We start from the raw sequence: 26,753 nt of genomic DNA on the forward strand, positions 1-26,753 counted from the left end.
ATGGCGAACTTCAGCGTCGTTCCCGGGGCCGTAGTGTCCGCGATCCTCGGCGACTCGCACAAGGACGTACTACGCATCGTTGCCGAGACCTATGTGGCCCATGAGCAGGGCCAGTCGGTGAACCCCGACAGCTACTTCCTGCGGTTCCCCGAGAAGCCCGACGCCCGCGTCATCGCGCTGCCCTCCTACCTGGGCGGCAACGTCGACACCATTGGCCTCAAGTGGATCGCCAGCTTCCCGGACAACATCCGCCAAGGGCTGCCCCGCGCTTCGGCGACCCTCCTGCTCAACGACTACGCGACGGGCTATCCGCTGGCCTGCCTGGAGGCGGCCAGCATCAGCGCTTCCCGTACGGCCGCCTCCGCGGCCGTCGCAGCCGCCGAACTGCTCCCGTCGGACGAGCCGGTACGCGTCTCCTTCATCGGCGCCGGCGTGATCGCCCGCACCATCCTGGACTACCTGGACGCCCACGGTGTGCGGGTCGCGGATGTCCTCGTCCACGATCTGGACGCCGCCAGCGCGGGGCACCTCACCGCGCACGCCGACGCACGCCTCGGCGTGCCGACTGCCACCGGAAGCCTCGCCGAAGCCCTCACCCGCGACCTCGTCGTCTTCGCCACGACGGCTGCCACTCCGTATGTGAGCGGCGACACGCCACTGCGCCCCGGCCAGGTTGTTCTCAACGTCTCGCTGCGTGACCTGGAACCCGAGCTGCTCCTGAAGACGAACAACGTGGTGGACGACGTCGACCACTGCCTCAAGGCGCACACCTCGCCCCACCTGGCCGAACAGCTCACGGGAAACCGGGACTTCATCGACGGCACGCTGGGCGCCCTGCTCCAGGGCCAGGTCTCCCTGGACCCGGCCAAGGCAACCGTCTTCTCACCTTTCGGCCTCGGCATCCTCGACCTGGCGGTGGGCCACCACATCCTGGCCGAGGCACGCCGCCGCGGTACCGCCGTCGACATCCCCGACTTCATCGGTGAGACGACCCGCTGGTAGCAACGCCCCATCGGGAGGTGGGGGCGGAGGGCGTCGCGGTCACGGCCACGGCGGCGGTGAAGCCCGGGGGGACGGCCACGTTCGTCAGGGACCAGCCCGGCACACCGTTCGCCGGTGTGTCCCCGGTGCCGACGTAGTCGAGGGCCAGGCCCCGGGCGAGACCGATGCCCAGACCCTTGAGGTACGCCTCCTTGCGGACCCAGACGCGGCCGAAGGCCTCGGGGCGTTCCGCCGGGTCCAGGGCCTCCAGCTCCGCGGCCTCCCGCGGGTGCAGCTGCCCGGCCAGCTCGCGCACGGCCGATGCCGGGGGCAGCCTCTCCACGTCGGCTCCCACCGGCACCGGGCCCAGCGCGACCAGCGCGAGCCGGCCGCTGTGCGACAGGGAGAAGTGGACGGGCCCGTCCTCGGACACCGGCCGCCCGTGGGGGCCGCCGCACGAGGGGCAGGGCGCGCGGGTGATCCGTACCCGGCCCGGGGCGAGGTCCAGCCAGGAGCCGAGCAGCAGCCGCAGCGCCACGTGGGAGGCCACGTAGCGGCGCCGGTCCTCTTCGCGTACGAAGGCGGCCGCCCGCCGGTGCTCGGCCGGGTCCAGGACCTCGGGGGCCAGCCGGGCCGCCGCACCGTCCTGCTCGTCGGTGTCGACCAGCCAGACGGCCGTCGAGGCGGCCGATGGCGCGGCCGTCGACGCGGCCGACGGCGACTGCGCAGCGGGCGGGGGCTTCGAACCGATCGTGAGGACGCGGGGCTTGAGCACGATCGATCGTTCTCCTCGTACGGCGTGGCACGGTGCGGCGCCGGCTGTCGGCAGGGCCGGCTGGGTGGTGTCAGTGTGCCGCGTTCCTCACGAGCATGGCGATCTTCCCGACCGCGGCGGACTCGTCCTTCGCCGCCTGGTCGGCGCGCGACCCCCGGCGCGCCGACGCCCTCGGCTCCTTGGTGCACCGCTCCTTCATCGCGCCTCGCCCGTCATCCCCACGCGCCGGCGATCTGGCGGGTCGTGGCGTTGAGCCGGTTGAACATGTTGGTGACACCGATCATCAGGACGATCGCGGCCAGCTGCTTCTCGTCGAAGTAGGTGGCGGCCGTGTCCCAGATCTCGTCGCTCACCGCGTCGGGACGGTCGGCCAGCCGGGTCGCGGCCTCGGCGAGCAGCAGGGCCGCCCGCTCCTCCTCGGAGAAGTACGGGGTCTCGCGCCAGGCGGCGACCGTGGCCAGCCGCTCGTCGCTCACGCCGGCCTTGCGGGCCGACTTGGCGCCGCCGTCCACACAGGCGCTGCACCCGTTGATCTGGCTGACCCGCAGGTGCACCAGCTCCAGGATCTGCCCGTCGACGCCTCCGGAGTGCACGGCCTTGAAGATGTCCTGGATGGGCTGCATCGCATCGGACAGGACGACGGCGGGGTTCTGCATGCGGGACTGCATCTCGGTGTGCTCCTCTTCAGGGTTTCCGTTCCCCTCTCGGGGTGTGACTCCATAACAGCCGCACCGGCCCGCCGCGGCGATGGCGGTGGGACACCCTGGGACAGGCGGAACATCCTTGACCAGCGGTTATGGGGCCCGGGATAATTCGGGCGCGGCGGGACGGGAATACGGGGGGAACCGTGGACATGGAACGGCGGACGGCCAAGGCCGACCCGCAGGACGAGCTGGCCGCACGCCTGAGGCTGCTCCAGGAGTTGTCCGGGCTCGGGGTACGGGCCCTCGCGAGGGACGCGGGACTGAGCTCCTCCTCGCTCTCGCGCTACCTCAGCGGCCAGACCGTGCCGCCCTGGTCCGCGGTGGTCGCCCTCTGCCAACTGGTCAAACGCGATCCGCGCCCGCTGCGCCCCCTCTGGGAGCTGGGGTCCGCCAACCCGCTGCCGGCGCCCCCGAAGGCCAGCCGCCAGGTCCAGCCGAGGCCCCGTAACGATCTGCCGCGCGACGCGGCCGACTTCACCGGACGCGAGGCCCAACTCGCCGCCGTGCTCGCCGCGGTGGACAGTCACCGGGGTGTCGCCGTCGACGGCATGGCGGGCGTGGGCAAGACCTGCCTGGCGGTGCACGCCGCGCACCGCCTCGCCGCCGACTACCCGGACGCCCAGCTCTACGTGGACCTGCACGGATTCACCGAGGGCCGGGACCCCCTCGATCCCGACTCCGCGCTGCGGATGCTGCTCGGGGCGCTCGACGTGCCGTCCGAGAGGGTCCCGCAGGAGGGCCTCGAACAGCTCGCGGCCTGCTGGCGCGCGGAACTGGCCGGCCGGCGGGCCGTCGTGGTCGTCGACAACGCGGCCGACGCGGACCAGGTCCGCCCGCTGCTGCCCGGCGCCGGCGACTCGGTCGTCCTGATCACGAGCCGCAACCGGCTGATGGGCCTGGACGAGGTGCCCCCGGTGTCGCTGGACGTGCTCAGCCCGCGGGAGAGCGCGGAGCTGCTGGCCCGGGCCAGCGGCGACCCCGGCGGTCCCGGCGGCCGGCTTGCCCGCGAGCCGGAGTCGGCCGCCGAGGTGCTGCGGCTGTGCGGCCACCTGCCGCTGGCCCTGCGGCTGGCCGCGGCCCGGCTGCGGCACCGGCCGGGCTGGACGGTGGGCATCCTCGTGGAGCGGCTGACGGAGGGGGCCAGCGAGTTCGACACCGCCTTCGCCATGTCCGTACGGCAACTGGACCGGGGCCAGGCCCGGTTGTTCCGGATGCTGGGCATGCTGCCCGGCGGCTCCTTCGACGCGTACGCGGCCGCGGCGCTGGCGGACGTGACCCTGCACGGTGCCCGGGAGATGCTGGAGGACCTGGTCGACGCGCACCTGGTCCAGCAGCCGACGGCGGGCCGCTACCGGCTCCACGACCTGGTGCACCAGCACGCGCGCGGCGCCTGCGCGCAGCAGGACTCCGAGGCCGAGCGGGAGCGCGCACTGGGACGCTTCCTCGACTACTTCGTGCACGCGGCGGCCGCGGCCGACGCCGCGATGCCGGTGCTCTCGCCCGGACGGCCGCCCACCGCGGGCAGGCCTCCGGCGGCCCTGCCGCGGTTCGCCGACAAGAACGCGGCCTGCTCCTGGCTCGTCTCGGAGTACGAGACGATGATCGCCGCCTTCGAGACGGCGGTCGCCGTCGGTGCGGACGCGCACGTGTGCGAGCTGCCGCGCTTCCTGCGCGCGTACTTCGCCCGGCGCTGCGGTACGACCCACCTCAACCACCTCTTCGAGCGCTCGCTGGCCGCAGCCGAACGCCTGGGAGATCCGCTGCGCCTGGCCGAGGCCTACAGCGACCTGGGCTTCGCGCGCTACAACGCGGGCCGGATGGCCGAGGCCGCAGCCGCGTACGAGGCGGCCGGACTGCGGGTGACACAGACCGGGGACACCCGCTCGGAAGCCGAACTGGCCCTGCGCCGCGGCTACCTGAGCTGGGACCGGGCGAGCGCCGAGGAGCCGCTCGAACTGTTCCGGCTGGCCGGGAAGCTGTACGGGGAAGCCGGGCTCCCGGCGGGCGAGGCCCACGCGGCCGCTTCGGAGGCCTGGGCGCTGCTCCAGCTGGGAGACCGCGAGGAGGCGGCGCGGCGGGCCCGGGAGGTACTGGACGTCTCCCACCCGGACCCCGCGTGGCCGCCCACCCTGACGGCCCGCATCACCCTCGGCGTGGCCATCGCCGCGGAGGCGCCCGAGGAGGCGTCGGAGCACCTGCACCGGGCGCTGGCACTGGCTCGCGAGGACGGGCACGTGAACAACGAGGCGTGGTCCCTCAACTGCCTGGGCGTCGGGCTGCGCCGGATGGGCCGGTACGAGGAGGCCCTGGCCAGCCACCGGGAGGCGTTCGCGCTGCTGGACGAGCTGTTCGAGGAGCACTGGAAGGTCCGCTTCCTGGGCGGCTACGCCGAGACCTGCCGGCTCGCGGGACTGCCCGAGGAGGCCCTGCGCCTGCACCGGCAGACGCTGGAGCTGGCCCCCGGGCTCGGCTACCGGCACGAGGAGGCGCTGGCCCACGAGGGCATCGCGGTCCTGCTCGAGGACACGGACCCGGCCGCGGCCGCCGAGCACCGCACGGCGGGCCGCTCCCTCCTGGAGGAGCTCGGCGCGGGGGCGCGCTGAGCGGATCGCCCTGAAGCTGTCGAGGGGCTCCGGCCGGGCCTGACCCCGTCGTTTCACGTCCGGCCCGAACACGGCTGCGCCCCACCCCCCCCCGTACGGCCGGGAGGCGGGGCGCAGCAGCGGGCGGAGCGGTCAGGACACGCTGGCGCGGACGCTGTCCCCGATCAGCCCGTCGGTGTACGTCACCGTCTTCGCGGTGAAGACACCCTTGCCGGTGATCGTGCCGGTGATGTTCTCGCCCGGCGCCAGCTCGACGGTGTCCATCTGGTTCTCGTCGGCCGCGAGTTCGGCCACGTGCTTGGTGCCGTTGGTGTCGGTGATCGTGAAGTACAGCGGGTTCACGTTGATCGCCTTCGAGCTGTTGTTGGTGACCGTCACCGACACGCTCGTGTAGTCGCTGCCGTCCGCGAGGATGCTCTTCTTGAACTTCGTGTTCTTCGCGACCACGACGACCGCGGCCTTCTTCTCCGGCTTCGCCGACGGCGCGGCCTCCGGGGCCTTCGCCGGGGCGGACGACGCGGCCGGAGCCGGTGCCTGCGAGGCGGGTTCCTTCCCCGCCTTCGGGCTGCTCTCGCCGCCGAGCAGCGCCCCGACGATGCCGATGAGCACGAAGAGGCCGATGATGCCGAGGCACGAGAACCCGACGATCTTTCCGGTGCTGTTCTTCTTCGGCTGCTGGGGAGCGGGCGGGTGGCCCCAGCCGGGCTGCTGAGACGGTCCAGGCTGCGGGTACCCGTACCCGTACCCGGGCTGGGGCTGCGGGTCAGGTTGCTGACCGGGCGGCGGGAACTGGTTGGACATGCGGGACCCCCACGGGACTTGTGCGAATCAGGTCACCGTATGGGCACATGGGTGCGCATGGGGTGCGGTGTCCGAACTGTGATACTCGCATCTTCAACTACCGGCCCCTGCCCGGCCGGCGTTCGTGGCTCCTGCCGGATTCACCTGGCCCCTGTGCGTGTCGGTGTTCGTGTGTCAGAACGACCCCGGCGCATGTGAGTTCTGGGACCCGGCGTCCGGGGCGAGTCGGGTCTACGTCTTTCCCAGGGAGGAGCTCCAGCCGGTGGCCGTGCCCGAGACGGGACTGGCCTGCCCCTCTTGCGCCGGCACGACGGAATTCGCGGCACATCTGGAGGAAGGGATCTCCGCGCGGACCGCGATGAACCTCGGCGGGCAGCTGGGCTACGTCTTCGTCTGCCGCGCTTGCCGCGAAGGCGTCTTCCTCACGGACTGAGCACACCGCACCGCACCGCAGCCGGGCGCTCCGCTACGGGGTCTGCGGCGGGTGACCGCGCGGTCCTGAGGTGGACCGGTTCCGGTCCTCACCGGCCGTTGCCGACCCGTTCCTCCCGGTGTCTCCCCGTGCCTCCCGGTGCCGCCGCCCGCCCGGTGGCGCGTTCACCCGCGGTCCACCCGGGGGCCGGGCGCCCGCCGGGTCCGGCGGTGGGGATTGTCAGCCGGGCGTGATGTGATGGAGGCATGATCGATGAATTCCTCGCCCGGAACCTGTCCGACGTCGACGAAGCCGTTCGCAAGGCGGCGGCGATCGAGATCATGCCGAGATTCCGCCAGCTCGCCGACCACGAGGTGGACCAGAAGAGCGGCCCGCACGACCTGGTGACCGACGCCGACCGCATGGCCGAGGAGTACCTCACGGCCGCCCTGACCCGGCTGCTGCCGGGATCGGCGGTGGTGGGCGAGGAAGCGGTGCACGCCGACCCCGGGGTGTACGGGGCGCTGCGCGCCGACGCCCCGGTGTGGATCGTGGACCCCGTCGACGGGACCCGGCAGTTCGTGCACGGGGACGCGGCGTTCTGCACCCTGGTCGCCCTCACGCACCGCGGGGAGCTCCTCGCCTCCTGGACCTTCGCCCCGGCGCTGGAGGAGATGGCCACCGCCGTGCGCGGGCAGGGCGCGTACGTCAACGGCGAGCGGATCCTGAGCGGCTCGCCGCAGCCCGGCGCCGAGCTGCGGGTCGCGACCGCGCACCCGCTCTACACCACCGAGGAGGAGCGCCGGATCCTGGCGCGCCTCGACGTCCCCGGCGTGGCCTCCCGCGCGTGCGGTTCGGCGGGCCTGGAATACCTGAAGGTGGCCCGGGGAGAGATGGACGGGCTGGCCTTCAACTGGCCCTCGGCCTGGGACCACGCGGCCGGGCTGCTCCTGGTCGCCGAGGCCGGCGGCTCCCAGAGCACCGTCGACGGGGTCCCCTTCCGGGTGGACCGGGACAACGCGCTGCCGTTCGCGGTCGGCCGGGACGAGGCCACGGCCGTACGGATCCGGGAGCTGCTGCGGGGCGAGTGAGACGGCGGCCGGGCCCGCGCCCGGCACCACGGCCCCGGCCCACGGCCGAGCCCGACGCTCATCCCGGAGCGAACGGAGTCGGCGCGGATCGCGGAGCCGCCTATGGACAGGCGCAATACCCTGGGTGCGGTGACGCCGCCGGACGAAGGAGTCGCAAGTGCCGTCGATCCTCGATGCGGTCGTGGTGGGGGCCGGGCCCAACGGGCTCACGGCCGCCGTTGAACTGGCCCGGCGCGGCTTCTCGGTGGCCGTCTTCGAAGCCGCGGACACCGTCGGCGGCGGGGCCCGGACCGAGGAGCTCACCCTCCCCGGCTTCCGGCACGACCCCTGCTCGGCGGTGCACCCGCTCGGCGCCGGTTCCCCCGTCTTCTCCACCATGCCGCTGAAGCGGTACGGGCTGGAGTGGCTGCACGCCCCGCTGCCCATGGCGCACCCCTTCGACGACGGCACGGCGGCCGTGCTCTCCCGCTCCGTCGCGGAGACGGCAGCGTCCTTCGGCCCCCGCGACGCGGGCACGTACCGGCGGCTGGTGTGGCCGTTCCTCGGCAAGTGGGACACCCTCGCCCGGGACTTCATGTCGCTGCCGGACACCGCGCTGCCCCGTGACCCGCTCACCCTCGCCCGCTTCGGGCTGGCCGGGCTGCCGCCCTCCACCTGGCTGCTGAGCCGCTTCCGCGACGACCGCGCCCGCGCCCTGTTCGCCGGGCTCGTCGCGCACGTCATCGCCCCGCTCGGCGGGATCGGGACCAGCGCCGTCGGCCTGGTCTTCGCCCTCGCCGCGCACGCGAACGGCTGGCCGATGCCGCGCGGCGGCTCGCAGTCGATCTCCGACGCCCTCGCCGGGTACCTGCGCGACCTCGGCGGGACCGTCCACACCGGGTTCGAGGTCAAGCGGCTCGACGACCTGCCGCCGGCCCGGGCGTACGTCTTCGACACCTCCCCGACGGCGCTGGCCCGCATCGCCCGCCTGGGCCGGGTCTACGACGGCTACCGCTACGGCGCCTCCGTGTTCAAGCTGGACTACGCCCTGGACGGCCCCGTCCCCTGGACCGCCGAGGAGCCGCGCCGGGCCGGCACCGTACAGATCGGTCCGCGCACCCGCGACATCGACGCGGCCCTGCAACTGGCCTCCGGCGGGCGCGTCCCGCGCACCCCCTTCCTCATCGCCGCCCAGCCCAGCCTGGTCGACCCCGGCCGGGCACCCGAGGGCAAGCACACCTTCTGGGTGTACGGGCACGTCCCGGCGGGCTGGGACGGCGACCTCACCGAAGCCGTCGAGCGCCAACTGGAGCGCTTCGCGCCGGGGTTCCGCGACCTGGTGCTCGCCCGCGCCACGGCGGGCCCGCCGCAGCTCGCCGCCCGCAACCCCAACTACGTCGGCGGCGACATCGCCTGCGGAGCCGCCTCCGGGCTCCAGCTCCTGCTGCGCCCCAAGCTCACCCTGTCCCCGTACAACACGGCCCACCCGGCCGTGTTCCTGTGCTCCTCGGCCACCCCGCCCGGCCCCGGCGTGCACGGCATGTCGGGCCACAACGCGGCCAAGGCCGTCTGGCGCCACCTGCGCCGCAAGGGCGCCTGAGGGGGCACACACGCCTGGAGGACTACCCGAAAGCGGCCTTGTGGGGGCCGATCGAGGGGTCGAGTTCGTGGAGCATCTTCCGGGCGTCCTCCAGGATCCCGGCGGTGCACAGGACCCGCCAGTCCGCGTAGCCGGGGGACTGCGCCAGCGCGGTCCGCAGGAAGCAGGTCTCGGCCTCGCCGAGCAGCTCCGCCAGGCGGGCCCGCACCTCGGGCGACGGGGCATCCTCCCGCACATGTACGCCGGCCAGGTCGCCCAGCATCGCGGCGAGCGCGGCCAGTACCGCGTCCAGCCCGGCGGGGAAGTCCGCCTGACGGGGCAGCAGGTGCTCGTCGTGCTGCGCCCAGTGCAGGGCGGGCGGGCGGCCTTCGCGGAAGGTCAGGTTGTACAGGCCGCGGGTGATCCCCCGGACCTGGTGGCCGACGTGGTCGAGGCAGTGGGTGGCTTCGGCGAGCCGGTCCAGGCGGGGCCGCGCGAGCCGTCCGCGCGGCCGCCAGCGGATCGCGTCCTCCGCCTCGCGGACGGCCTGGCGCACCGTGTCGAGCTCCTTGGACAGGGAGCGGGCACGCCGGACCCAGTCCCCGGTGCGCGCGGACCAGTCGTCCTCGGCCAGGCCCCGGGCGATCTCGGCGAGCAGGGCGGCCATCTGCCGGTTCAGGCGGGCCAGTTCCTCACCGGCGCGGCGGGTGAACCCGGGGGCGGGCAGCGCGATGCCCACGCACGTGCCGACGAGCACGCCGACGACGTTGTCCTCCAGCCGGGCGGCCCCGTACCCGAAGGTGGTGGCGGCGCCCATCACGAGCACGGCGGTGAGCGCGATCTGGTGCATTTGCGAACCGAGGTTCATCACGCGTCCCGCGTACATGCCGGCCAGGACCACCAGGACGACGCTCACCGTGTTCGTGCCGATCGACGCGGTGGCCGCCACGCCGAGCAGGAAGCCGAACAGGATGCCGGCCGCCCGCTGCAGGCTCTTGCGCGCGGTGGCGAAGGGCGTGGTCTGTGCGGCGAGGATGGCGCCGACGGGGGCGAGCGAGGCGGACTCGGAGTGCAGCAGCACGGAGGCGATCCACCAGGCGAGTCCCGCCGAGACCGCGGCGCGCAGGACCATGCTTCCGTCGCCGAAGCCGGCGGTCATCCGGGACCGCAGGCCCGCTGGTGCCACGGTGCTGCCCGATACCTTCACTTTGGGGACCTTACGTCACGAGATCTGGAGCCGGGCTCAGGCGGTTGCGGTGGCACGGGGCTCAGGCGGCTGCGGCGGCAGTGGCGGTGGCGGTGGTGGCGGCAGGGGTCGTGGCAGAGGTCGTGCCCGTCTCCGGCGCGACGCTCCGCGCGGTGACGGCCGTACGGCGGGACCGGGCCCAGAAGGCGAGGGTCGCGCAGACCAGCAGGGCGGCCGTGGTGTCCTGGCCCCAGGCGCCCTGCTCCGTGAGCAGCACGGCGAGGGCGGCGACGAGTCCCGCGGCGGGCAGCGTGAGCACCCAGGACACGAGCATGGCCCGCACGGTCGTCCGGCTCAGGACCCCGCCGGGGGTGGCGAGCCCGGCCCCGGCGACACTGCCGGTGACGGCGTGCGTGGTCGACACCGCGAAGCCCAGGTGCGAGGAGGCCAGCAGTACGGCCGCCGCGCTCGTCTGGGCCACGCAGCCCTGCCGCGGGCCGAGCCGGGTCAGGCCCGTGCCGAGGGTGCGGATGATGCGCCAGCCGCCCGTGTAGGTGCCCAGGGCCATCGTGAGCCCCGCGGCCACGATGACCCACAGCGGGGGCGCGGACCCGGCCGGCATGGAGCCCGCCGTGACCAGCGTCAGCGTGATCACGCCCATGGTCTTCTGCCCGTCGCCGGTGCCGTGCGCCAGGGAGACGAGGGCGGCCGCGAGCACCTGCCCGGCGCGCGCCCCGCGCCCGGCTCCGGTCCCGCGCCCCGCTGCGCCCTCACCACGCTCCGGACCGCGCAGCCGGCCCGCCGCCCGCGTGGCCGCGTACGCCACGAGTCCGCCGATCAGCGGAGACAGGGCGGCGGGGACGAGGATCTTGCCGACCACGGCCGTCCCGTTGACCCCCTGGAGGCCCACGGAGGCGACCGTGGCGCCGATCAGCCCGCCCGCGAGGGCGTGCGAGGAACTACTGGGAATTCCGAGCAGCCAGGTCGCCAGATTCCACAGGACGGCCCCCGCCAGGGCGGCGAGGATGACCGGCGGACGTATTCCGGCGTGCTCGTCGATGATGCCTCCGGAGATCGTCTTGGCGACCGCCACCGAAACGAACGCGCCGGCGAGATTGCACACCGCGGACATGGCCACGGCGACCTTGGGCCGCAATGCTCCGGTGGCGATGGCCGTGGCCACCGCGTTCGCCGTGTCGTGGAATCCGTTGGTGAAGTCGAAGAGCAGGGCCACAGCGATGGTGACCGCGATGAGCGTCGTGGAGGAGTCCATGAGGGCGTGTCTCTGCGCGTCTCTGCGAGTGGAGTGGGACGTCAGAACCATAGGCGCGCCGGACCGGACGAATCGGCCTCCCCGGTGAACGGAAAACGAATAAGGCGGCGTTAAGTATAGGGGCGTAAAAATGCCGGGAAAATCCGTAAAAAATTCCGTCGCGAATTCTGGCGCCGGCCGTGGTGGAAGCGGTGTCCGGGCCTTATGGCCCCCGCGGGGCGGGCCTTTCCGCCTTTTCTTCGACGACAGATGGATCGGCGTCCGATGTAATCTTTGTGTGTGGGGGATTCGGTACGGCCGGTACGAAAGGAGCCCCCATGTCCCTCCCCTTCACCCCCGCCCTCCTCGTACGGGAACGGGCCCGGCCCGACTGGGTGCGCTCGCGCCCCGGCGCCTGGCGCCTGGCGGTTGCCACCGTGTGCTTCGGGGCCTTCATGGGCCAGCTCGACGCCAGCATCGTGACCATGACCTACCCCGGGGTCCGGGCCGAGTTCGGGGTTCCCCTCGCGGGCGTCGAATGGGTCTCGCTGGCCTACCTGCTCACCCTCGTGGCCCTGCTGGTGCCCGTGGGCCGGCTCTCCGACGCCCACGGCCGCAAACTCTCCTACCTCTACGGCTTCGCGCTCTTCACCGCGGCCTCGGCGGCCTGCGGCCTCGCCCCGACCCTCATCGCCCTCATCGGATTCCGGGTGGTGCAGGCGGTGGGCGCGGCCATGCTCCAGGCCAACAGCGTCGCCCTGGTGAAGACCGGCACGCCCGCCGCACGGCTGCGGACCGCGCTCGGCGTCCAGGCCGCCGCCCAGGCCGTCGGGCTGGCACTCGGCCCCACCGTCGGGGCCGCTCTCGTGGCCGGGCTCGGCTGGCGCTGGACGTACTGGATCAACGTGCCCGTCGGGCTGATCGCCCTGGCCGCCGGGCACTACCTGCTCCCGCGCACCCGCGACCGGGCCCCCGTACGGCGCTTCGACCGGGCCGGAGTCCTGTGGCTCGCCACCGCCACCGCCGCCCTGCTCGTCGCGCTCAGCTCCCTGTCGGGACTGCACGTGCCGGCCTGGACCGGACCGGCCGCCGGCGCGGTCGCCCTCGGGGCCACCGCCGCCCTCGTCCGGCAGGAGCGGCGCGCCCCCGCACCCCTGCTCGACCCCGCGCTGCTGAGGACCCCCGGGATCCGGGGCGGGCTCGCGGCGGCGCTGTGCGGATACCTCGTCCTGTTCGGCCCGCTGGTGCTGGTACCCGTACTCCTCCTCGGGTCCGGGTACGGCGTGCTCGCCGCCGGAACGACCCTCACCGCACTGCCCGCCGGATTCGCGCTCGGCGCGGTGGGCGGCGACCGGGCCCTGCCCGCCGCCGTCTGCGACCGGGCGCGCTGCCTGTACGGATCGGCGCTGACCGGCTGCGCCCTGGCCGCCCTGCTCTTCCTGGCGCCCGCGCCCGCGCCGCTCGCCTGCGCGCTCGGCGTACTCGGCCTCGGGCTCGGCCTGTTCGCCCCCGCCAACAACGCCCTCGTGATGCGGGCGGTGCCGAAGGACGCTCCCGGCACCGGCGGCGGCCTGATCAACATGGCCCGCGGACTCGGTACCGCGATCGGCGTCGCCCTCGTCACCCTGGCCCTGCACACGGGCGGCGACGGCGGACACCTCGCGGTGCTGATCCTGCTGGCCGCGGCCGTCGCCATGGCCGTCACGGGGTCCGGGCGCGGCGCGGGCCGAGCCCCGGCCGCGGCGGAGCGCGAGTAGCGTGGTCGGCATGTCACGCATGCCGCGCGCGGTGGACTCCCCGGACTCCCCGGACTCCCCGGATACCCCGGTCACCCCGCCGGGCGGGGGCTCACCCGAAGCCAGGGCGCTGACCGCCGCCGTCACCCGCCTGCGCAGGGCGCTGCGCGCCTCGATCCGTACGGAATACCCCTGGGAACAGCTCCCCATGGCCCAGGTGGAACTCCTCCAGGTCTGCGTCGAACACTCCCCGGTCCGCGTCAGCGAACTCGCCGCCCGCACCCGCCTCGCCCAGTCCACGGTGAGCGGCCTCATCGCCCAGCTCACCATGAACGGGCTGGTCAGCCGCGGGGTGGACAGCGAGGACCGGCGCGCCGCCGCCGTCAGCGCGACCGACAGCGGCCGGCTGCGGCTGGCGGCCTGGACGCGCGCCCACGAACGCCGCCTGGAGCACGCGCTGACGGCCCTGCCCGACGCCGACCGCGCGGCGCTCCACGTGGCCCTGCCGGCCCTCACCCGCCTCGCCGCCCGCCTGGAGGAGGCGGATCAATCAGCGGGCAAATCAGCGGATTGATCAGCGGATAAATCAGCGGTGTGGCCGCAAGGGCCCCGATAGCGTGCGAGCACCCGCGAAGGAAGGAACCCCGATGCCGCGCATCACCCTCGTCCAGGGCGACATCACCGCCGAGAAGGCCGACGCCGTGGTCAACGCCGCGAACTCCTCGCTGCTCGGCGGCGGCGGGGTCGACGGAGCGATCCACCGGCGCGGCGGCCCGGAGATCCTGGCCGCCTGCGAGGACCTGCGCCGCTCGCACTACGGCAAGGGCCTGCCGACGGGCCAGGCCGTCGCCACCACGGCCGGCCGGCTTCCGGCGGAGCACGTGATCCACACGGTCGGCCCGCGATTTACCCACGAGGAGGACCTGTCGGAGCTGCTGGCCTCGTGTTACCGGGAGTCGCTCCGGGTAGCGGACGAGCTTGGCGCTCGTACCGTGGCCTTCCCGGCCATCTCGACGGGCATCTACGGCTGGCCCATGGACGACGGCGCCCGCATCGCTGTGGAAACAGTGAGCGCCGCCGTCACGTCGGTGGAAGAGGTCCGCTTCGTCCTCTTCGATGCCGCGGCGTACGCGGCCTTCCAGGCAGCCCTGGGCTGACCGCGACGAGGTCTGGAGGATCTCGACGACGCGGACGTCAACGGGGTGTGACGTCGACTCCCGCCGCGGCCTTGCGGTCCGAATCAGCCGGCTCCGGACGGCGCGCGGCCGGGAGGGCCGGGGCGTCGTCCCCGGCGCCGGGGAACCACCAGTTGGCGCCACCCAGCAGCCGCATGGACACCGGTACGAGAACCATGCGGACCAGCGTCACGTCGACGACCAGCGCGACGGTCATGCCGATGCCGATCAGCTTCAGGAAGCCGATCCCGCCGGTGGTGAAGGTGGCCACCACGACGATCAGCAGCAGGGCCGATGAGGTGATGATCCCGCCCGTCCGCTGCATCCCGATGGCGATCGAGGAGGTGGCGTCCCCGCTCCGCCGCCACTCCTCGCGGATGCGCGAGAGCAGGAACACCTCGTAGTCGGTCGCGAGTCCGAACAGAAGGACCGTGATCAGGACCAGATTGCTCGCTTCGAGGGGGCGTGCGGTGAAACCGAGCAGGCCGGCCAGGTGCCCGTCCTGGTAGGCCCAGACCAGGACGCCGAACGAGGCGCCGATGGAGACCAGGTTCATCAGGATGGCCTTGAGCGGCAACAGCAGCGACCGGAACGCGGCCATCAGCAGCAGGAAGGTGGAACCGCAGACGAGCAGCGCGAGCAGCGGCAGGCCCTCGGTGATGGCCTTCGACTGGTCCTCGACCTGGGCGGCGAGGCCGGTGACCTGGGCGCCGGGCAGTGTCCTGATGTCCCGCACGAGCTGCCGGGTACCCTCCCCCTGTTCACCGGCCGAGGACAGCACGCGCAGCAGGGTCGCGTCGGGGCCCGTCGCCACGGGTGCGACGGAGGCCACCGATGGCATCGCGCCGACCCGGACGGCGAGGGACGCGGCTGCTTCCGGGGTCCCGTCGGCCATGACGAGCAGCCGGCCGTGGCCACCGCCGGGGAAGTCCGCCGCGAGGCGCTCGGCGACGACGCGGCTGCCGGTTCCGGAGGGCAGCACCCGTTCATCGACGGTCTCGAAGGAGGCGTGCAGGAACGGCGCGGTCAGCACGGCGAGGACTGCGAGGGCACCGAGCCCGTAGCCGGCCGGCCGGCGCATGACGGCGCGAGCGGCCCGGTCCCAGCTCCAGCGGCGGCCCGTACGGGGGCGGTAGGCCGGTGGGCCGACGGGAAGCAGGTCGATCCGGTGTCCCAGTACGGCGAGCACGGCGGGCAGCACGACCAGGGTGCTGAGCATGGCGATCGCGATGGCGGCGCCGCCACCGTAGGCGATGCCGTGCAGGAAGGGCAGCGGGATGGTGAGCAGGCCGGCCAGGGCGAGCAGGACCGTCGATCCGGAGAAGAGGACGGTGCGGCCCGCGGTCGTCATCGTCCGTGAGACGGCGGTGGGGACGTCCGCCCCCGCACTCAGCTCCTCCCGGAACCGGCTGACCACGAAGAGGGAGTAGTCGATGGCGAGTCCGAGACCGACGATGGTGATCACATTGACGGCGAACACCGAGACGTCGGTGACCTGTGTGAGCAGCCGGGTGACGGTGAACGCGCCGAGGACCGAGAGCAGGCCCACGACGAGCGGCATGGCGGCGGCGACCACCCCCCGGAAGATGAACAGCATCAGGAGGGAGAGGATCGGCGTCGCGATGATCTCCGCCATGAGGATGCCTTCGGCGGTCAGCCGGTTGAAATCGGCGAGGGTGGCCTCACGGCCGCCGACGAGTACGCCGACACCCGCCCCGGGCGCCCGCGCCCCGTCCCGCACGGCCTGGAACTGCTCGGCGCGGCTCTTCTCGCCGGTCCCGGTGAGGGTGATCACGGCGTAGGCGGACCGTCCGTCCTCGGCCAGGTGTTCCGACCACTGTTCCGGCGCGCCACCGCCGACGCCCGGCCCGATGTGCGAGGCCACCTGGGCGACCTCGGGGAGCGCGACCAGTTCCCGGATGCTGCGTGCGACGGCTACGGCGGCCGCGGGGTCGGTGACCTTCCCGTCCCCGGTCGCGGAGTACAGCACCACGACGTCGGCGTCCTGCCGCCCGAAGCGTTCCTCGATGTGCCGCGCGGCCGTGGCGCTCGGGCCGCTGGCCGGATAGAAGCCACCGTCGGTCAGCGAGTCGGTGAGGCGGGTTCCCCAGAGCCCGCCGACGAGGACCACGCCCGCGGCGAGGGCGATGACCAGCAGGCGCGTGCGGACGACGAATCCGCCCAGTGAATTCAGCATGGGTGCCTCACGATCGGCGCAGCAGGACGTCGGACTCCCAGTCGAGTCCGGGAAGGCTCGGCGTCACGTCGCCGATGGAGCGCTGGTACGCGTGCAGGCCGTCGGTGAGGGAGTCCGCGCCGAGGATCCCGAACTGGCGTTGCCGATCCGAGGCCCGCCGGATCCGGTCCGCCAGCTGGTGCCGCGCCCACTGGTCGGTGTACTGGTCCAGCTCGGTCCCGGTTCGCCGGGCCGTCCGCGCGACCGCCGCCGACAGCAGTGCCCAGCAGGCGATCTCGCCGCCCAGCGAGGCCAGGATCTGCCCGTTGCGCTGCGCTGCCGGTCCGGTCGACTGCCGCGGGAAGCCACCGGAGACCTCACGGTGGGCGCGCTCGACCGTTTCCAGGGTGGCCTGGCCGTCGAAGTCCGTCACCAGGAGGTCCTCGAGGACGCCCGGGGCACGGCCGAGCCGCGAACCCAGGTGCATGGTCAGCAGCTCGGTCGAGCCCTCGAAGATCCGCAACAGCCTGATGTCACGGAATATCTGGGCCACCTGATTGGTGTCGAGGTAGCCGCGGGCCCCCATGAGCTGGACACACCAGTCGGCCACCTGGAAGGCCAGTTCGGATGAGACGATCTTGCAGGTGGAGTACACCTCGTCGGGCACCTCACGGCCCGCGTCCAGCTCGGCCGCGAGGTGCCCGACCAGGATCTCCACGGCCCGGGTGGCCGCCTGGCAGTCGCTCAGGATCTGCTGGACACGCCCGTTCTCGATCAGCCTTCCGGTGGCGACGGAGCGGCGCAGGACGTAGCGTCCGGCGAGTTGGAGGCACCGCTTCATGACTCCGACGCTCCCGGCGGACAGCAGGCCGCGGCCGGCGTGGAAGGCGCACTCACCGACCTTCATTCCCGCGCCCTCCGGGCCGAGGAGGTCCGCCCGGCGCAGTCGCAGTCCGTTGATGTCGATGGTGTTCTGCGGCAGCCCCCGCATGCCCATCGTGGCGGCCTCGTGGCGCGGGGTGAACCCTTCGCTGCGGCCCTCGACCAGGAAGGCGGTGATGCCCCGGCGGCGGCCGTCCTCGTCCACCAGCCGGGCCAGCAATGTGATGTGGCCGGCCCAGGACCCGAGGCTGGTCCAGGCCTTCGTCCCGTCGACGACGTAGCCGTCGGCGGTCCTGCGGGCGGTGGTGGCGATGGCGCGCACGTGGGATCCCGCGCCGGGTTCGCTGGAGGCGATGGTGGCCAGCGAGCGGCCCGTGGCCAGCAGGGGCAGCACGGCGGATTTGACCCGCGGGTCCGCGAACCGGCGGATGGGCGTCACCCCGACCGCGTTGTGCACGCCCACCACCAGACCGAGATTCAAGTCGATGGCGGCGGCCTGTTCGATGACGCGCCAGGCGTCGCGGTAGGAGAGCTGCTGGCCCCCGAATTCCTGCTCGACCTGAAGTCCGAAGAGCCCGGCGTTGCCGTAGTCGAGAATCGCGCCGGGGGTGACCGTTCTACGGTCGTCCATCACGGCCGAGTTGATCCGACGGGCCCCGTGCTCCCGGAGGAATTCGATCATCCGGTCGGCACGTGCGGAACTCTCGGTGGGCGCGGTTTCCCCAACCCGGTCAAACTGCTCGATGGTCACGGTCCGGCTTTCTACCGGTCCGCGCTGCCTCCGGACAACTTCCTCACTCCAAAGGGTTGTTCATGAATTGTCCAGAAGCCGCCCTCTGGCGGACATGGGCGCCTGGAGGCGGTGACCTACCTGCGGCGTACCGCGACACGTACCAGCGCCCGGAGCGCGGTGGCGTTGATCAGGGCGCCGACCAGGAGCGCACCGTAGAAACCGAACCCCGCCCACGGCCTCGGGCTGTCCGCGGTAGTCGACTTGGACGGCCGATCGCCCATGGCCGCCCAAGTCGGCTCGGACTGCCGTGACCCGCTCGGGAGCGCCTGCGTGCAGCCGCTGCCGGCCGTCGTCGAAGCCGGCCCCTACCGGTTCTCCGCCGGCTTGCGCAGTTCTTCGCCGACCTGGACGGCATCGTCAAGGAGTTCCAGTGGACGGGCGTGGACTGGGGCGCCGACAAGAACGTTCTCGGCATCGTGCTGGAGATGCCGAACGCCGAGCTCACGGCCACCCCGGCAGCACTCCAGCACTTCGGCGACTATGCCACGCAAGCCGCCGAGCAGGCACTGCGTACCGTTCTGCCGGACATCCTGCGCTACGACCGCGACAGGCCCTCCGCCTACCCCAACGGTCGAACCCTTCGTCGAGACGGCTTCGGTGGCGGACCGACCTGCCCGGCGACGTGTTGTCCGGCCTTCGCCAGGTGGGGCCGGTACGTTCGTCTTTACCGGCAGAATGTCACATCTCTTCGCTATTGGTGCCATCCCGGCAGAAGAGCCAGACGGTGACATTCGACCCCATGAGAGCCGCATGCGTCCGCGAGGGAAGAGGTCACCGTGTACTACGGCAGCGGGAACTACGAGGCGTTCGCGCGTCCGCGCAAGCCTGAGGGGGTGGAGCGGAAGACGGCCTGGTTCGTGGGCTCCGGAATCGCTTCGCTCGCCGGCGCCGCCTTCCTCATCCGCGACGGACACATGAGCGGCGACAGGATCACCGTCCTGGAACAGCAGAAACTTCCGGGGGGCGCGCTGGACGGCATCAAGGAGCCGGAGAAGGGCTTCGTCATCCGCGGCGGCCGCGAGATGGAGGACCACATGGAGTGCCTGTGGGACCTGTTCCGGTCGATCCCCTCGATCGAGATCGAGGGCGCGTCGGTCCTCGACGAGTTCTACTGGCTGAACAAGGACGACCCCAACTTCTCCCTGCAGCGGGTCACCGAGAACCAAGGTCAGGACGCTCACACCGACGGGCTGTTCGCCCTCAGCGACCGTGCGCAGAAGGACATCCTGAGGATCTTCCTCGCCACTCGCGAGGAGATGGAGGGCAAACGCATCAACGAGGTCTTCAGCCGAGACTTCCTGGACAGCCATTTCTGGCTGTACTGGCGCACGATGTTCGCCTTCGAAGAATGGCACAGCGCCCTGGAGATGAAGCTGTACCTGCACCGCTTCGTGCACCACGTGGGCGGTCTTCCCGACCTGTCCACTCTGAAGTTCACCAAGTACAACCAGTACGAGTCGCTCGTGCTCCCGCTGACCCGGTGGCTGGTCGGCCAGGGAGTGACCTTCCAACTCGACACCGAGGTCACCGACATCGGCTTCGACATCACCTCGGACCGCAAGCAGGCGACCCGCATCCACTGGATCTCCGCCGGAGAGGTGGGGGGATGCGACCTCGGCGCGGACGACCTCGTCTTCACCACCATCGGTTCCCTCACCGAGAACTCGGACAACGGTGACCACCACACCGCGGCCCGCCTGGACGAGGGCCCGGCCCCGGCATGGGATCTCTGGCGGAAGATCGCGAGCCACGATGATTCGTTCGGCCGCCCCGAGGTGTTCTGCGGCAACATTTCCGAGAGCAAATGGGAGTCGGCCACCGTCACCACACTCGACTCGCGGATCCCGAGACTGATTCAGAAGATCGCCAAACGCGACCCGTTCAGCGGCAAGGTCGTGACCGGTGGCATCGTTACCATCAGGGATTCCAGCTGGCTCATGAGCTGGACGGTCAACCGGCAGCCCCACTTCAAACAGCAGCCGGCCGACCAGATCGTCGTGTGGCTCTACGGGCTGTTCACCGACCGGCCCGGCGACTACGTGAAGAAGCCGATGCAGGACTGCACCGGGGAAGAGATCACCCAGGAGTGGCTCTACCACCTCGGCGCCCCCATCGACGAGATCGCTGAACTCGCGGCGAACGGCGCTACGTGCGTGCCGGTGATGATGCCCTACGTCACCGCCTTCTTCCTGCCGCGCCGGGCCGGAGACCGCCCTGACGTGGTACCCGGGGGAGCGGTGAACTTCGCGTTCATCGGCCAGTTCGCCGAGACCACCCGTGACACGATCTTCACCACCGAGTACTCCGTACGCACGGGCATGGAAGCCGCCTACCAACTGCTCGGCATCGACCGCGCCGTACCGGAGGTGTTCAACTCCACCTACGACATCCGCAGACTGCTGGAAGCCGCCGGCCGGCTGCGGGACGGCGAGACACTCCACCTGCCAGGCCCCGAGATCCTTCGCAAGCAACTGCTGCGCAAGCTGGACGCGACCGAGATCGGCGAACTCCTGACGGAATTCGGCCTCATCCCCAGCACCAAATAGCCAGGGGCGACGGTCGAGGCTGACATCCACGCGGGTGTGACGAAGATGGGGGTCAGCCGCGGGCCTCTGGACGTCTCCAGAAGGCGGTGCGGCTCTTTCCGGTATTCCGGTGTATTGATGAATTTCCTCCCTATAGGGCAGGGTCCCGGACGTAAGCTGAAGGAGACCCGCGTCGTGCTCGGTACGAGCCCGGCGGAAGGTGGATGCGATGACCGCATGGCCGATTTCACGAGGGCCCGGTGCCACGACCTGGGCACCCGAGACGGTCACGACCGACCCGTACAACGCCCAGACGCCGTCGGCCGCGCTGGCCGAGCCGGTTACGCCCGTGGGCGCCTTCTTCGTACGCGATCACTTCGGCATCCCGCGGACGACACTCCGCCGGTGGCGGCTGCGGCTCGGCGGCGCCGCGGCCGAGCCCTTCGACCTCGGCTACGACGAGCTGCTCGCGATGGAGCACCGGGAACTGGACGTCGTACTGGAATGCGCGGGCAACGGCCGCAGTCTGATGACACCCCGCCCGCCGGGCCTGCCGTGGAGCCAGCAGGCGGTCGGCTGTGCACATTTCGCGGGCGTGCCGTTCCACTCCCTTGCCACCCGGGCCCGGATCGAGCCGGCGGCCATGGAAATCGTCTTCACCGGAGCCGACTCCGGCACGGTGCACGGCCGCCGGACGGCCTTCGAGCGCAGCCTCCCGCTCGCCGTGGCCCTCCACCCGGACACCCTCCTCGCCACCCACATGAACGGCGAGCCGCTCGCACCCGAGCACGGGGCGCCGGTCCGCCTGGTGGTCCCCGGCCGGTACGCGGTCGCCGACGTGAAGTGGCTGGTCGAGGCGCGAGCCGTCACGGAGCCGTTCACCGGGGTGTTCCAGGCTGAGGAGTACGTCTACGTCGCGTCGCGCGGCACCCCCGAGGGGCCCGTGACGACGGTGCGGGTCAAATCGCTCATCACCGAACCCGAGCCGGACACGGCCGTCCGCCGCGGTCACGGGACCGTCGTACGGGGCCGGGCCTGGTCGGGCGACGGGGCGCCCGTGCGACGGGTCGAGGTGCGGGCCGAGTGCGAGGACGACGACGGTGACGAGGGTAAAGGCGGAGACCGGGACTGGCGCGACGCCGTGCTCGAGCCGTCGACCGGGCCGTACGCCTGGACGGGTTGGTCCCACCGGTGGACGCCGCAGCGGCCCGGCCTGTACCGGCTGTTGGCCCGCGCAACCGACGAGCACGGTGACACCCAGCCGCCACGGGCGCCGTGGAACGCCCGTGGGTACGGCTGCAACCCCGTGGCATCCGTCGAGGTGGTCGTCGTATGAGGGTCTCAGGAGACGGTGCGCGCCGCAGGGAACACGGCAGGGGAACGACGATGCCGCAGGGTGATGGAAATGAACGAGATCGAAGTCATGACCACCGCGTCACTCGGTGACAACAGCTATCTCCTCGTGAGCGGCGACGAGGCCGCGCTGGTCGACCCGCAGCGGGACAGCTGGGGCCTGGTGGAGTCCTGTACCTCCAGGGGGGTGCGGATCCGGTACGTCCTGGAGACGCATGTGCACAACGACTACGTCTCCGGTGCTCTGGAGGTTCGCGCGGCGACCGGCGCCACGGTGGCCGGCCCGGCCCGTGCGCCGTACGCATTCGACCATCTCGCGTTGGCCGAGGACGACGAGATCGTCTTCGGGGGTGTGACCGTGAGGGCGATGGAGACACCTGGGCACACCGCCGAACACACCTCGTACCTCGTTTTCGACGACACAGGGCAGGCGCCGACGGCCGTCTTCACCGGAGGCAGCCTCCTCGTCGGCAACGCCGGCCGTACCGATCTGTCCGGCGACGACCACACGGAGGAACTCGCCCGCGCGCAGTTCCGGACGCTGCGGCGACTGGCACTGCTGCCGGACGCCACCCAGGTGCTGCCGACGCACGGAGCGGGGAGTTCCTGTGCGGCCGGCCTTGTATCGGCGGACCGGACCACCACCGTGGGTGCCGAGCGGCGTACCAACCCCACGCTGACCACCCAGGACGAGGAGGAGTTCGTCAGTGGGCGGCTGTCAGGCCTGCCTCCGTACCCCGCCTACTACCACTACATGGCGCCGATCAACCGGTCCGGGCCCGGCGTACTCGGCGGCCCGCCCACACTCCGGCCGCTCGCAGCGGCCATGGTGGAGGGGCTGGCCGGGGGCGGTGCACAGATCGTCGACGGACGCGACCGCGGAACGTTCGCCGCGGCCCATCTGCCCGGCTCGATCTGCGACGAGCTGGACGACCGCTTCGCGAGCCTGGTCGGCGAGGTCGTGCCGTTCGGTACGAGTCTGGTGCTGGTGCTGCCGGAGCCGGCCGAGGACGCGGCCCACGAGGCGATGCTCCAGCTGCTGAGGATCGGATACGAGAACGTCGCGGGATATCTGGCGGGTGGCACGGATGCCTGGGCCGCCGCCGGCCGGCCGCTGCGTACCTTCCGTACCGCGGACGCGTCCGAGCTGGCCGGACATGTCGCCGAGCGGCGGGTGCTCGACGTGCGGCCGGAGCGCCCGGAGGGCGGAATCCCGGGCACGCTCGCCGTGCCTCTGGCCGAGCTGCCCCGGCGGCTGGGCGAGCTGCCCCGCGACCGGGAGATCTGGGCGGTGTGCGGGAGCGGCCGCCGGGCGACCATCGCGGCGAGTCTCCTCGACCGGGCAGGTATCCCCGTAACGGCGGTGATCAGGGGCGGCGTGCGGGACCTGATGACACACGTATGACAGCGGAAGAGAGGATGAGAGGAGGAATCATGGGTACCAACGGCTACGCACATCCGGAGACACTGGTGGACACCGAGTGGCTGGCCGCCCACCTCGACGACGGAACGGTGCGCGTCATCGACGTGGACGAGGACACCACGGCGTACGAACAGGGCCACATCCCGGGCTCCGTGGGCTGGAACTGGACCAAGGACCTGCACACCGCCGTGGGGCGGGACTACCTGGACCGTGAGGCACTCGGGCAGCTGCTCGCCGAGGCGGGCGTCGCGTACGACACCACGGTGATCCTGTACGGAGGCAACAACAACTGGTTTGCCGCGTATGCGTACTGGATCCTGCGGCTGCGGGGCTTCGGCAAGGTGAAGCTGCTCGACGGCGGCCGGAAGAAGTGGGAGCTGGAAAGCCGGGAGATGACTCAAGAGGTCAGGAAGTACGAGCACACCGACTTCACGGTGACGGGTCAGGAGAACCCGCAGTTCCGCGCGCTGCGCGGCGAAGTGCTGGAGGGCGTGGGGTCCGCCGTCCGGATGGTCGACGTCCGGTCCCCGGAAGAGTACCGGGGCGAGAAGCTGGCGCCGCCCCACCTGCCGCAGGAGCAGGCCCAGGTGCCCGGCCACATCCCCGGCGCGGCCAACGTCCCCTGGGCGCAGGCGGCCAACGACGACGGGACGTTCAAGTCCGCCGGCGAACTGAAGGCGCTCTACACGGGGAAGGGCATCACCGCCGACCGCGAGGTCATCGCCTACTGCCGCATCGGTGAGCGCTCCTCGCACACCTGGTTCGCGCTCCACGAACTGCTCGGCTACCCAGACGTCAAGAACTACGACGGCTCCTGGACCGAGTACGGGTCGCTGGTGCGTGTTCCTGTCGAGATGGGGTGACGCGGAAATCCTTTAGACCGTGGGCCCGGTCTGGTCGCGGGACGAGCGGCTGACCGGCCCGGTCGGCCCGAGAGGGCGATTGCGAGAATATGTAGATCGGTCTAGTCTGGCGTCATGGGACAGAAGGGCGCCGAGACGCGGGACCGCTTGCTGGACGCGACGCAGGAGTTGATCGAGGCCGGGGGGTACTTCGGCGCCGGGCTCAACCAAGTGATCGCGGCCAGTGGCGCACCCCGCGGCTCGCTCTACTTCCACTTCCCCGGCGGCAAGGACCAGCTGGTCGGCGAGTCCGTCCGGCGGGCCGGGGGGATGATCGGTGACGCCCTGGGGGGCCTGGCCGAGTCCAGCCCGTCGGTGGCGGAGTTCGTCGGCGGGGTGCTGCGGCACCTGGGCGACCGGCTGGAGGAGTCGGGCTGGCGCAAGGGGTGTCCGGTGGCCACCGTGGCGCTGGAGATGGCCGCCACCAGCGACCCGCTGCACGAGGCGTGCTCGGAGGTCTACGCCTCGTGGCAGGCGGCCCTGCGTGCACAGCTGGCGGGCCGGTGGGACGCCGACGATCTCGCGGTCACCATCCTGGCCCTGGTGGAGGGGGCGCTCCTGCTGGCCCGGGCGCACCGCAGCAGGGGGCCGCTGGACAGCGTCTCCCGTCAGATCGGCGTCCTGCTGGGCTGACACGGCCCGCCGTGACCGGCGGGCTTCTTTTTCGTCCAAAAATATGTAGACCGATCTATTCAAGGAGCTTTCATGGACGCGATCGTCTTCGGCGCGACCGGCTTCATCGGCCGCTCGCTCGTCGCCGAACTGCTCACCCGGGGACAGCGGGTGGCGGCAGCCGTACGCCGCAACGACACCCTGACCCCCTGGCTGACCTCCCAGGGCGTCGACACCGGCGGGCTGGACATCTTCGCCGCCGACATCACGGAGCCGCTCTCGGGGCTGCCCGAGGTGCGCGACGTCTACAACGCCGCCGGCCGCTTCGCCTTCGGACTCGGCGTGCAGGAGGCGCGGGCGACCAACGTCACCGGCGCGCTCAACGTGCTCGAATGGGCCGCCGGGCTACCCCGGTTGCGGCGGCTGGTGCACATCAGCGGGTACCGGGTGAGCAGCTCCGACGGCCGCCCCGACTACGCCGGGCTGGGAGCGTACGAGGCGTCGAAGCACGAGGGAGACCTCGCGGTGCGCGCCCGGGCTCGCGAGCTGGAAGTACCGCTGACCATCGCGAACCCCAGCACCGTGATCGGGCCGGGCCAGTACATAGGCCTGGCCACCCTCGTCCAGGACCTGTGGAACGGCCGGCTTCCCGCGCTGCCCGGCGGCCGCGACACCTTCCTTCCGATCACCACGATCGACTACTTCGTACGGTTCCTCGCGGAGATCCCCGCATCACCCGCGGGCGAGCACTACTGGGTGCTCGACGACAGCACTCCGCTCCTGCCCGAGCTGATCGCTGCGATCGCCGACCACACCGGCGTACGGGCACCCCGCCGGACCGTTCCCGCCGGTCTGCTGCGGCGACTGCCGCGCAAGCTGACCGGCGCCGATCCCGAGACGCTGGCGTTCCTCTCCACCGACCGCTACCCGACCGCCTCCGCCCGCGCCTTCGCCGCGAGCGCCGGTCTGGAGATGCCTCCGGCCGCCGACGCCCTGCGCGGGTGGGCCGACGACCTGGTGGCCGCCCGGTTCGGTGCCGCGTCGCCCTGGCTGAGGCCGTACGGCTTCTCCGACGTGGCGGGCAGCCGTACCTGGGTGAGCGGAGAGCGGCACCGCCCCGACCACGTCCTGCTGCACGGACTGCCCATGAACGCCGACCTCTGGGCGCCCCTCGCCTCCCACCTCCCCGGCCCGGTCCTCGCCCCCGACCTGCCGGGCCTGGGCCGCTCGGCCGCCACGACCCGGCCGGTGGACGCGTGGCTGGAGGATCTGCTGGGCCCGGTGCGGACCCGCCCCGTACTGGTCGCGCACTCCCTGGCCTGCGGCCCCGCGCTGCGCTTCGCCGTCGATCATCCGGACCGCATCAGCGGTCTCGTGCTCATTTCCCCGGCGTTCCTGCAGGCACCCGCCCCCCGGCTCGCCCGCTCGGGACTGGCCGCGCCGATGATGCGCCGCATGTCCGCCGCCCGGCTGGCCCGGACGCTCGGGGTCCCCGAGGGGGCGGAGGTGGAGAGCGCGGCGGCGGACCTGCGCCGTCGCGGCGTGGCGCGCCGCGTGGTCACGGCCGTGCGTACGGACGTCGCCGGACGCGGGCGGTCGCGGGCGCTGCTGGACCGGGTGGCCGTCCCGGTCCGGATCATCGTGGGCTCGGCCGATCCGCTGGTCGAGGCCGTCGGCCACCCGGTGGCCGAGATCGAAGGGGCCGGGCACTATCCCCAGCTGACCCACCCCTCGCAGACGGCCCGCCACCTCGCCGCCGCGTCCGCTCAGATCGGCGGATGACCGGCTGGTCGGCCGGGCCCCGTGAGCACGT

General features: G+C 72.1%; 22 protein-coding genes. 15 read left to right on the plus strand and 7 right to left on the minus strand.

The features are described from left to right. Entirely contained in the window at positions 1-1,002 is a 1,002-nt protein-coding gene (gene sbnB, locus MTF69_RS29400) for a 2,3-diaminopropionate biosynthesis protein SbnB (RefSeq protein ID WP_243339196.1), read from the plus strand. Here sbnB and MTF69_RS43505 read toward each other — a convergent pair. Beyond that, entirely contained in the window at positions 977-1,756 is a 780-nt protein-coding gene (locus MTF69_RS43505) for a 4'-phosphopantetheinyl transferase superfamily protein (RefSeq protein WP_243339197.1), read from the minus strand. The two genes, sbnB and MTF69_RS43505, sit on opposite strands and share 26 nt — an antisense overlap. A 212-nt stretch (positions 1,757-1,968) precedes the next feature. Beyond that, positions 1,969-2,424, minus strand: coding sequence for a carboxymuconolactone decarboxylase family protein (locus MTF69_RS29410; RefSeq protein WP_243339198.1), 456 nt, complete (start codon positions 2,422-2,424; stop codon positions 1,969-1,971). A gap of 185 nt (positions 2,425-2,609) precedes the next feature. Here MTF69_RS29410 and MTF69_RS29415 point away from each other — a divergent pair, with 185 nt between their 5' ends. Then, the gene (locus tag MTF69_RS29415; RefSeq protein ID WP_243339199.1) at positions 2,610-5,063 is read left to right on the plus strand and encodes a tetratricopeptide repeat protein; all 2,454 of its coding nucleotides are present in this window, start codon (positions 2,610-2,612) and stop codon (positions 5,061-5,063) included. Between the two features lie 132 nt (positions 5,064-5,195). On the opposite strand, the gene MTF69_RS29420 is transcribed toward MTF69_RS29415, so the two are convergent. Next, positions 5,196-5,864: a DUF4352 domain-containing protein gene (locus MTF69_RS29420; protein WP_243339200.1), complete on the minus strand. Its 669-nt coding sequence runs from the start codon at positions 5,862-5,864 to the stop codon at positions 5,196-5,198. Between the two features lie 262 nt (positions 5,865-6,126). Between MTF69_RS29420 and MTF69_RS29425 the strand changes: the two genes are divergently transcribed. The 3 genes from MTF69_RS29425 (at position 6,127) to MTF69_RS29435 (ending at position 8,946) form a co-directional block, all read left to right on the plus strand. After that, positions 6,127-6,297 carry a hypothetical protein gene (locus MTF69_RS29425; RefSeq protein ID WP_243339201.1) on the plus strand — a complete coding sequence of 57 codons (171 nt, stop codon included), beginning with the start codon at positions 6,127-6,129 and terminating at the stop codon, positions 6,295-6,297. A 245-nt stretch (positions 6,298-6,542) separates the two neighbouring features. Further along, positions 6,543-7,367, plus strand: a complete 825-nt coding sequence (locus MTF69_RS29430) for an inositol monophosphatase family protein (protein WP_243339202.1) — start codon at positions 6,543-6,545, stop codon at positions 7,365-7,367. Between the two features lie 157 nt (positions 7,368-7,524). Continuing rightward, positions 7,525-8,946: an NAD(P)/FAD-dependent oxidoreductase gene (locus tag MTF69_RS29435; protein ID WP_243339203.1), complete on the plus strand. Its 1,422-nt coding sequence runs from the start codon at positions 7,525-7,527 to the stop codon at positions 8,944-8,946. Between the two features lie 22 nt (positions 8,947-8,968). On the opposite strand, the gene MTF69_RS29440 is transcribed toward MTF69_RS29435, so the two are convergent. Further along, positions 8,969-10,132, minus strand: coding sequence for an FUSC family protein (locus tag MTF69_RS29440; RefSeq protein WP_243339204.1), 1,164 nt, complete (start codon positions 10,130-10,132; stop codon positions 8,969-8,971). Positions 10,133-10,193: 61 nt separating this feature from the next. Then, positions 10,194-11,384, minus strand: coding sequence for an inorganic phosphate transporter (locus MTF69_RS29445; protein ID WP_243339205.1), 1,191 nt, complete (start codon positions 11,382-11,384; stop codon positions 10,194-10,196). 317 nt (positions 11,385-11,701) lie between these two features. Here MTF69_RS29445 and MTF69_RS29450 point away from each other — a divergent pair, with 317 nt between their 5' ends. From MTF69_RS29450 to MTF69_RS29460, 3 genes are all read left to right on the plus strand, one after another. Next, the gene (locus MTF69_RS29450; RefSeq protein WP_243339206.1) at positions 11,702-13,120 is read left to right on the plus strand and encodes an MFS transporter; all 1,419 of its coding nucleotides are present in this window, start codon (positions 11,702-11,704) and stop codon (positions 13,118-13,120) included. A gap of 10 nt (positions 13,121-13,130) precedes the next feature. Then, positions 13,131-13,673, plus strand: coding sequence for a MarR family winged helix-turn-helix transcriptional regulator (locus MTF69_RS29455; RefSeq protein WP_243339207.1), 543 nt, complete (start codon positions 13,131-13,133; stop codon positions 13,671-13,673). Positions 13,674-13,746: 73 nt separating this feature from the next. Continuing rightward, positions 13,747-14,256, plus strand: a complete 510-nt coding sequence (locus MTF69_RS29460) for an O-acetyl-ADP-ribose deacetylase (RefSeq protein ID WP_243339208.1) — start codon at positions 13,747-13,749, stop codon at positions 14,254-14,256. A 37-nt stretch (positions 14,257-14,293) separates the two neighbouring features. Here the strand turns inward: MTF69_RS29460 and MTF69_RS29465 are convergent, their stop codons facing one another. Together MTF69_RS29465 and MTF69_RS29470 are read right to left on the minus strand one after the other, a co-directional pair. Beyond that, positions 14,294-16,471, minus strand: coding sequence for an MMPL family transporter (locus tag MTF69_RS29465; protein WP_243339209.1), 2,178 nt, complete (start codon positions 16,469-16,471; stop codon positions 14,294-14,296). Between the two features lie 7 nt (positions 16,472-16,478). Then, a complete protein-coding gene (locus MTF69_RS29470; RefSeq protein WP_279346397.1) occupies positions 16,479-18,014 on the minus strand; it encodes an acyl-CoA dehydrogenase family protein in 1,536 nt (511 codons plus the stop codon). Positions 18,015-18,505: 491 nt separating this feature from the next. Between MTF69_RS29470 and MTF69_RS29475 the strand changes: the two genes are divergently transcribed. The 7 genes from MTF69_RS29475 (at position 18,506) to MTF69_RS29505 (ending at position 26,722) form a co-directional block, all read left to right on the plus strand. Beyond that, complete coding sequence (locus MTF69_RS29475) at positions 18,506-18,853, plus strand: hypothetical protein (RefSeq protein WP_243339211.1); 348 nt, start codon at positions 18,506-18,508, stop codon at positions 18,851-18,853. 48 nt (positions 18,854-18,901) lie between these two features. Then, on the plus strand, positions 18,902-20,671 hold the full coding sequence (locus MTF69_RS29480) for an oleate hydratase (protein WP_243339212.1): 1,770 nt from the start codon (positions 18,902-18,904) through the stop codon (positions 20,669-20,671). Positions 20,672-20,879: 208 nt separating this feature from the next. After that, positions 20,880-21,986: a molybdopterin-dependent oxidoreductase gene (locus MTF69_RS29485; RefSeq protein ID WP_243339213.1), complete on the plus strand. Its 1,107-nt coding sequence runs from the start codon at positions 20,880-20,882 to the stop codon at positions 21,984-21,986. A 69-nt stretch (positions 21,987-22,055) separates the two neighbouring features. Then, positions 22,056-23,408 (plus strand): rhodanese-like domain-containing protein, encoded by a 1,353-nt coding sequence (locus tag MTF69_RS29490; protein WP_243339214.1) that lies wholly within the window; start codon positions 22,056-22,058, stop codon positions 23,406-23,408. A 29-nt stretch (positions 23,409-23,437) separates the two neighbouring features. Then, the gene (locus tag MTF69_RS29495; protein ID WP_243339215.1) at positions 23,438-24,289 is read left to right on the plus strand and encodes a sulfurtransferase; all 852 of its coding nucleotides are present in this window, start codon (positions 23,438-23,440) and stop codon (positions 24,287-24,289) included. Between the two features lie 114 nt (positions 24,290-24,403). After that, positions 24,404-24,961 (plus strand): TetR/AcrR family transcriptional regulator, encoded by a 558-nt coding sequence (locus MTF69_RS29500; RefSeq protein ID WP_243339216.1) that lies wholly within the window; start codon positions 24,404-24,406, stop codon positions 24,959-24,961. 72 nt (positions 24,962-25,033) lie between these two features. Continuing rightward, the gene (locus MTF69_RS29505) at positions 25,034-26,722 is read left to right on the plus strand and encodes an alpha/beta fold hydrolase (protein ID WP_243339217.1); all 1,689 of its coding nucleotides are present in this window, start codon (positions 25,034-25,036) and stop codon (positions 26,720-26,722) included. Positions 26,723-26,753: the final 31 nt, after the last annotated feature.

The organism is Streptomyces sp. AP-93 (assembly GCF_022808175.1).
GTDB lineage: Bacteria > Actinomycetota > Actinomycetes > Streptomycetales > Streptomycetaceae > Streptomyces.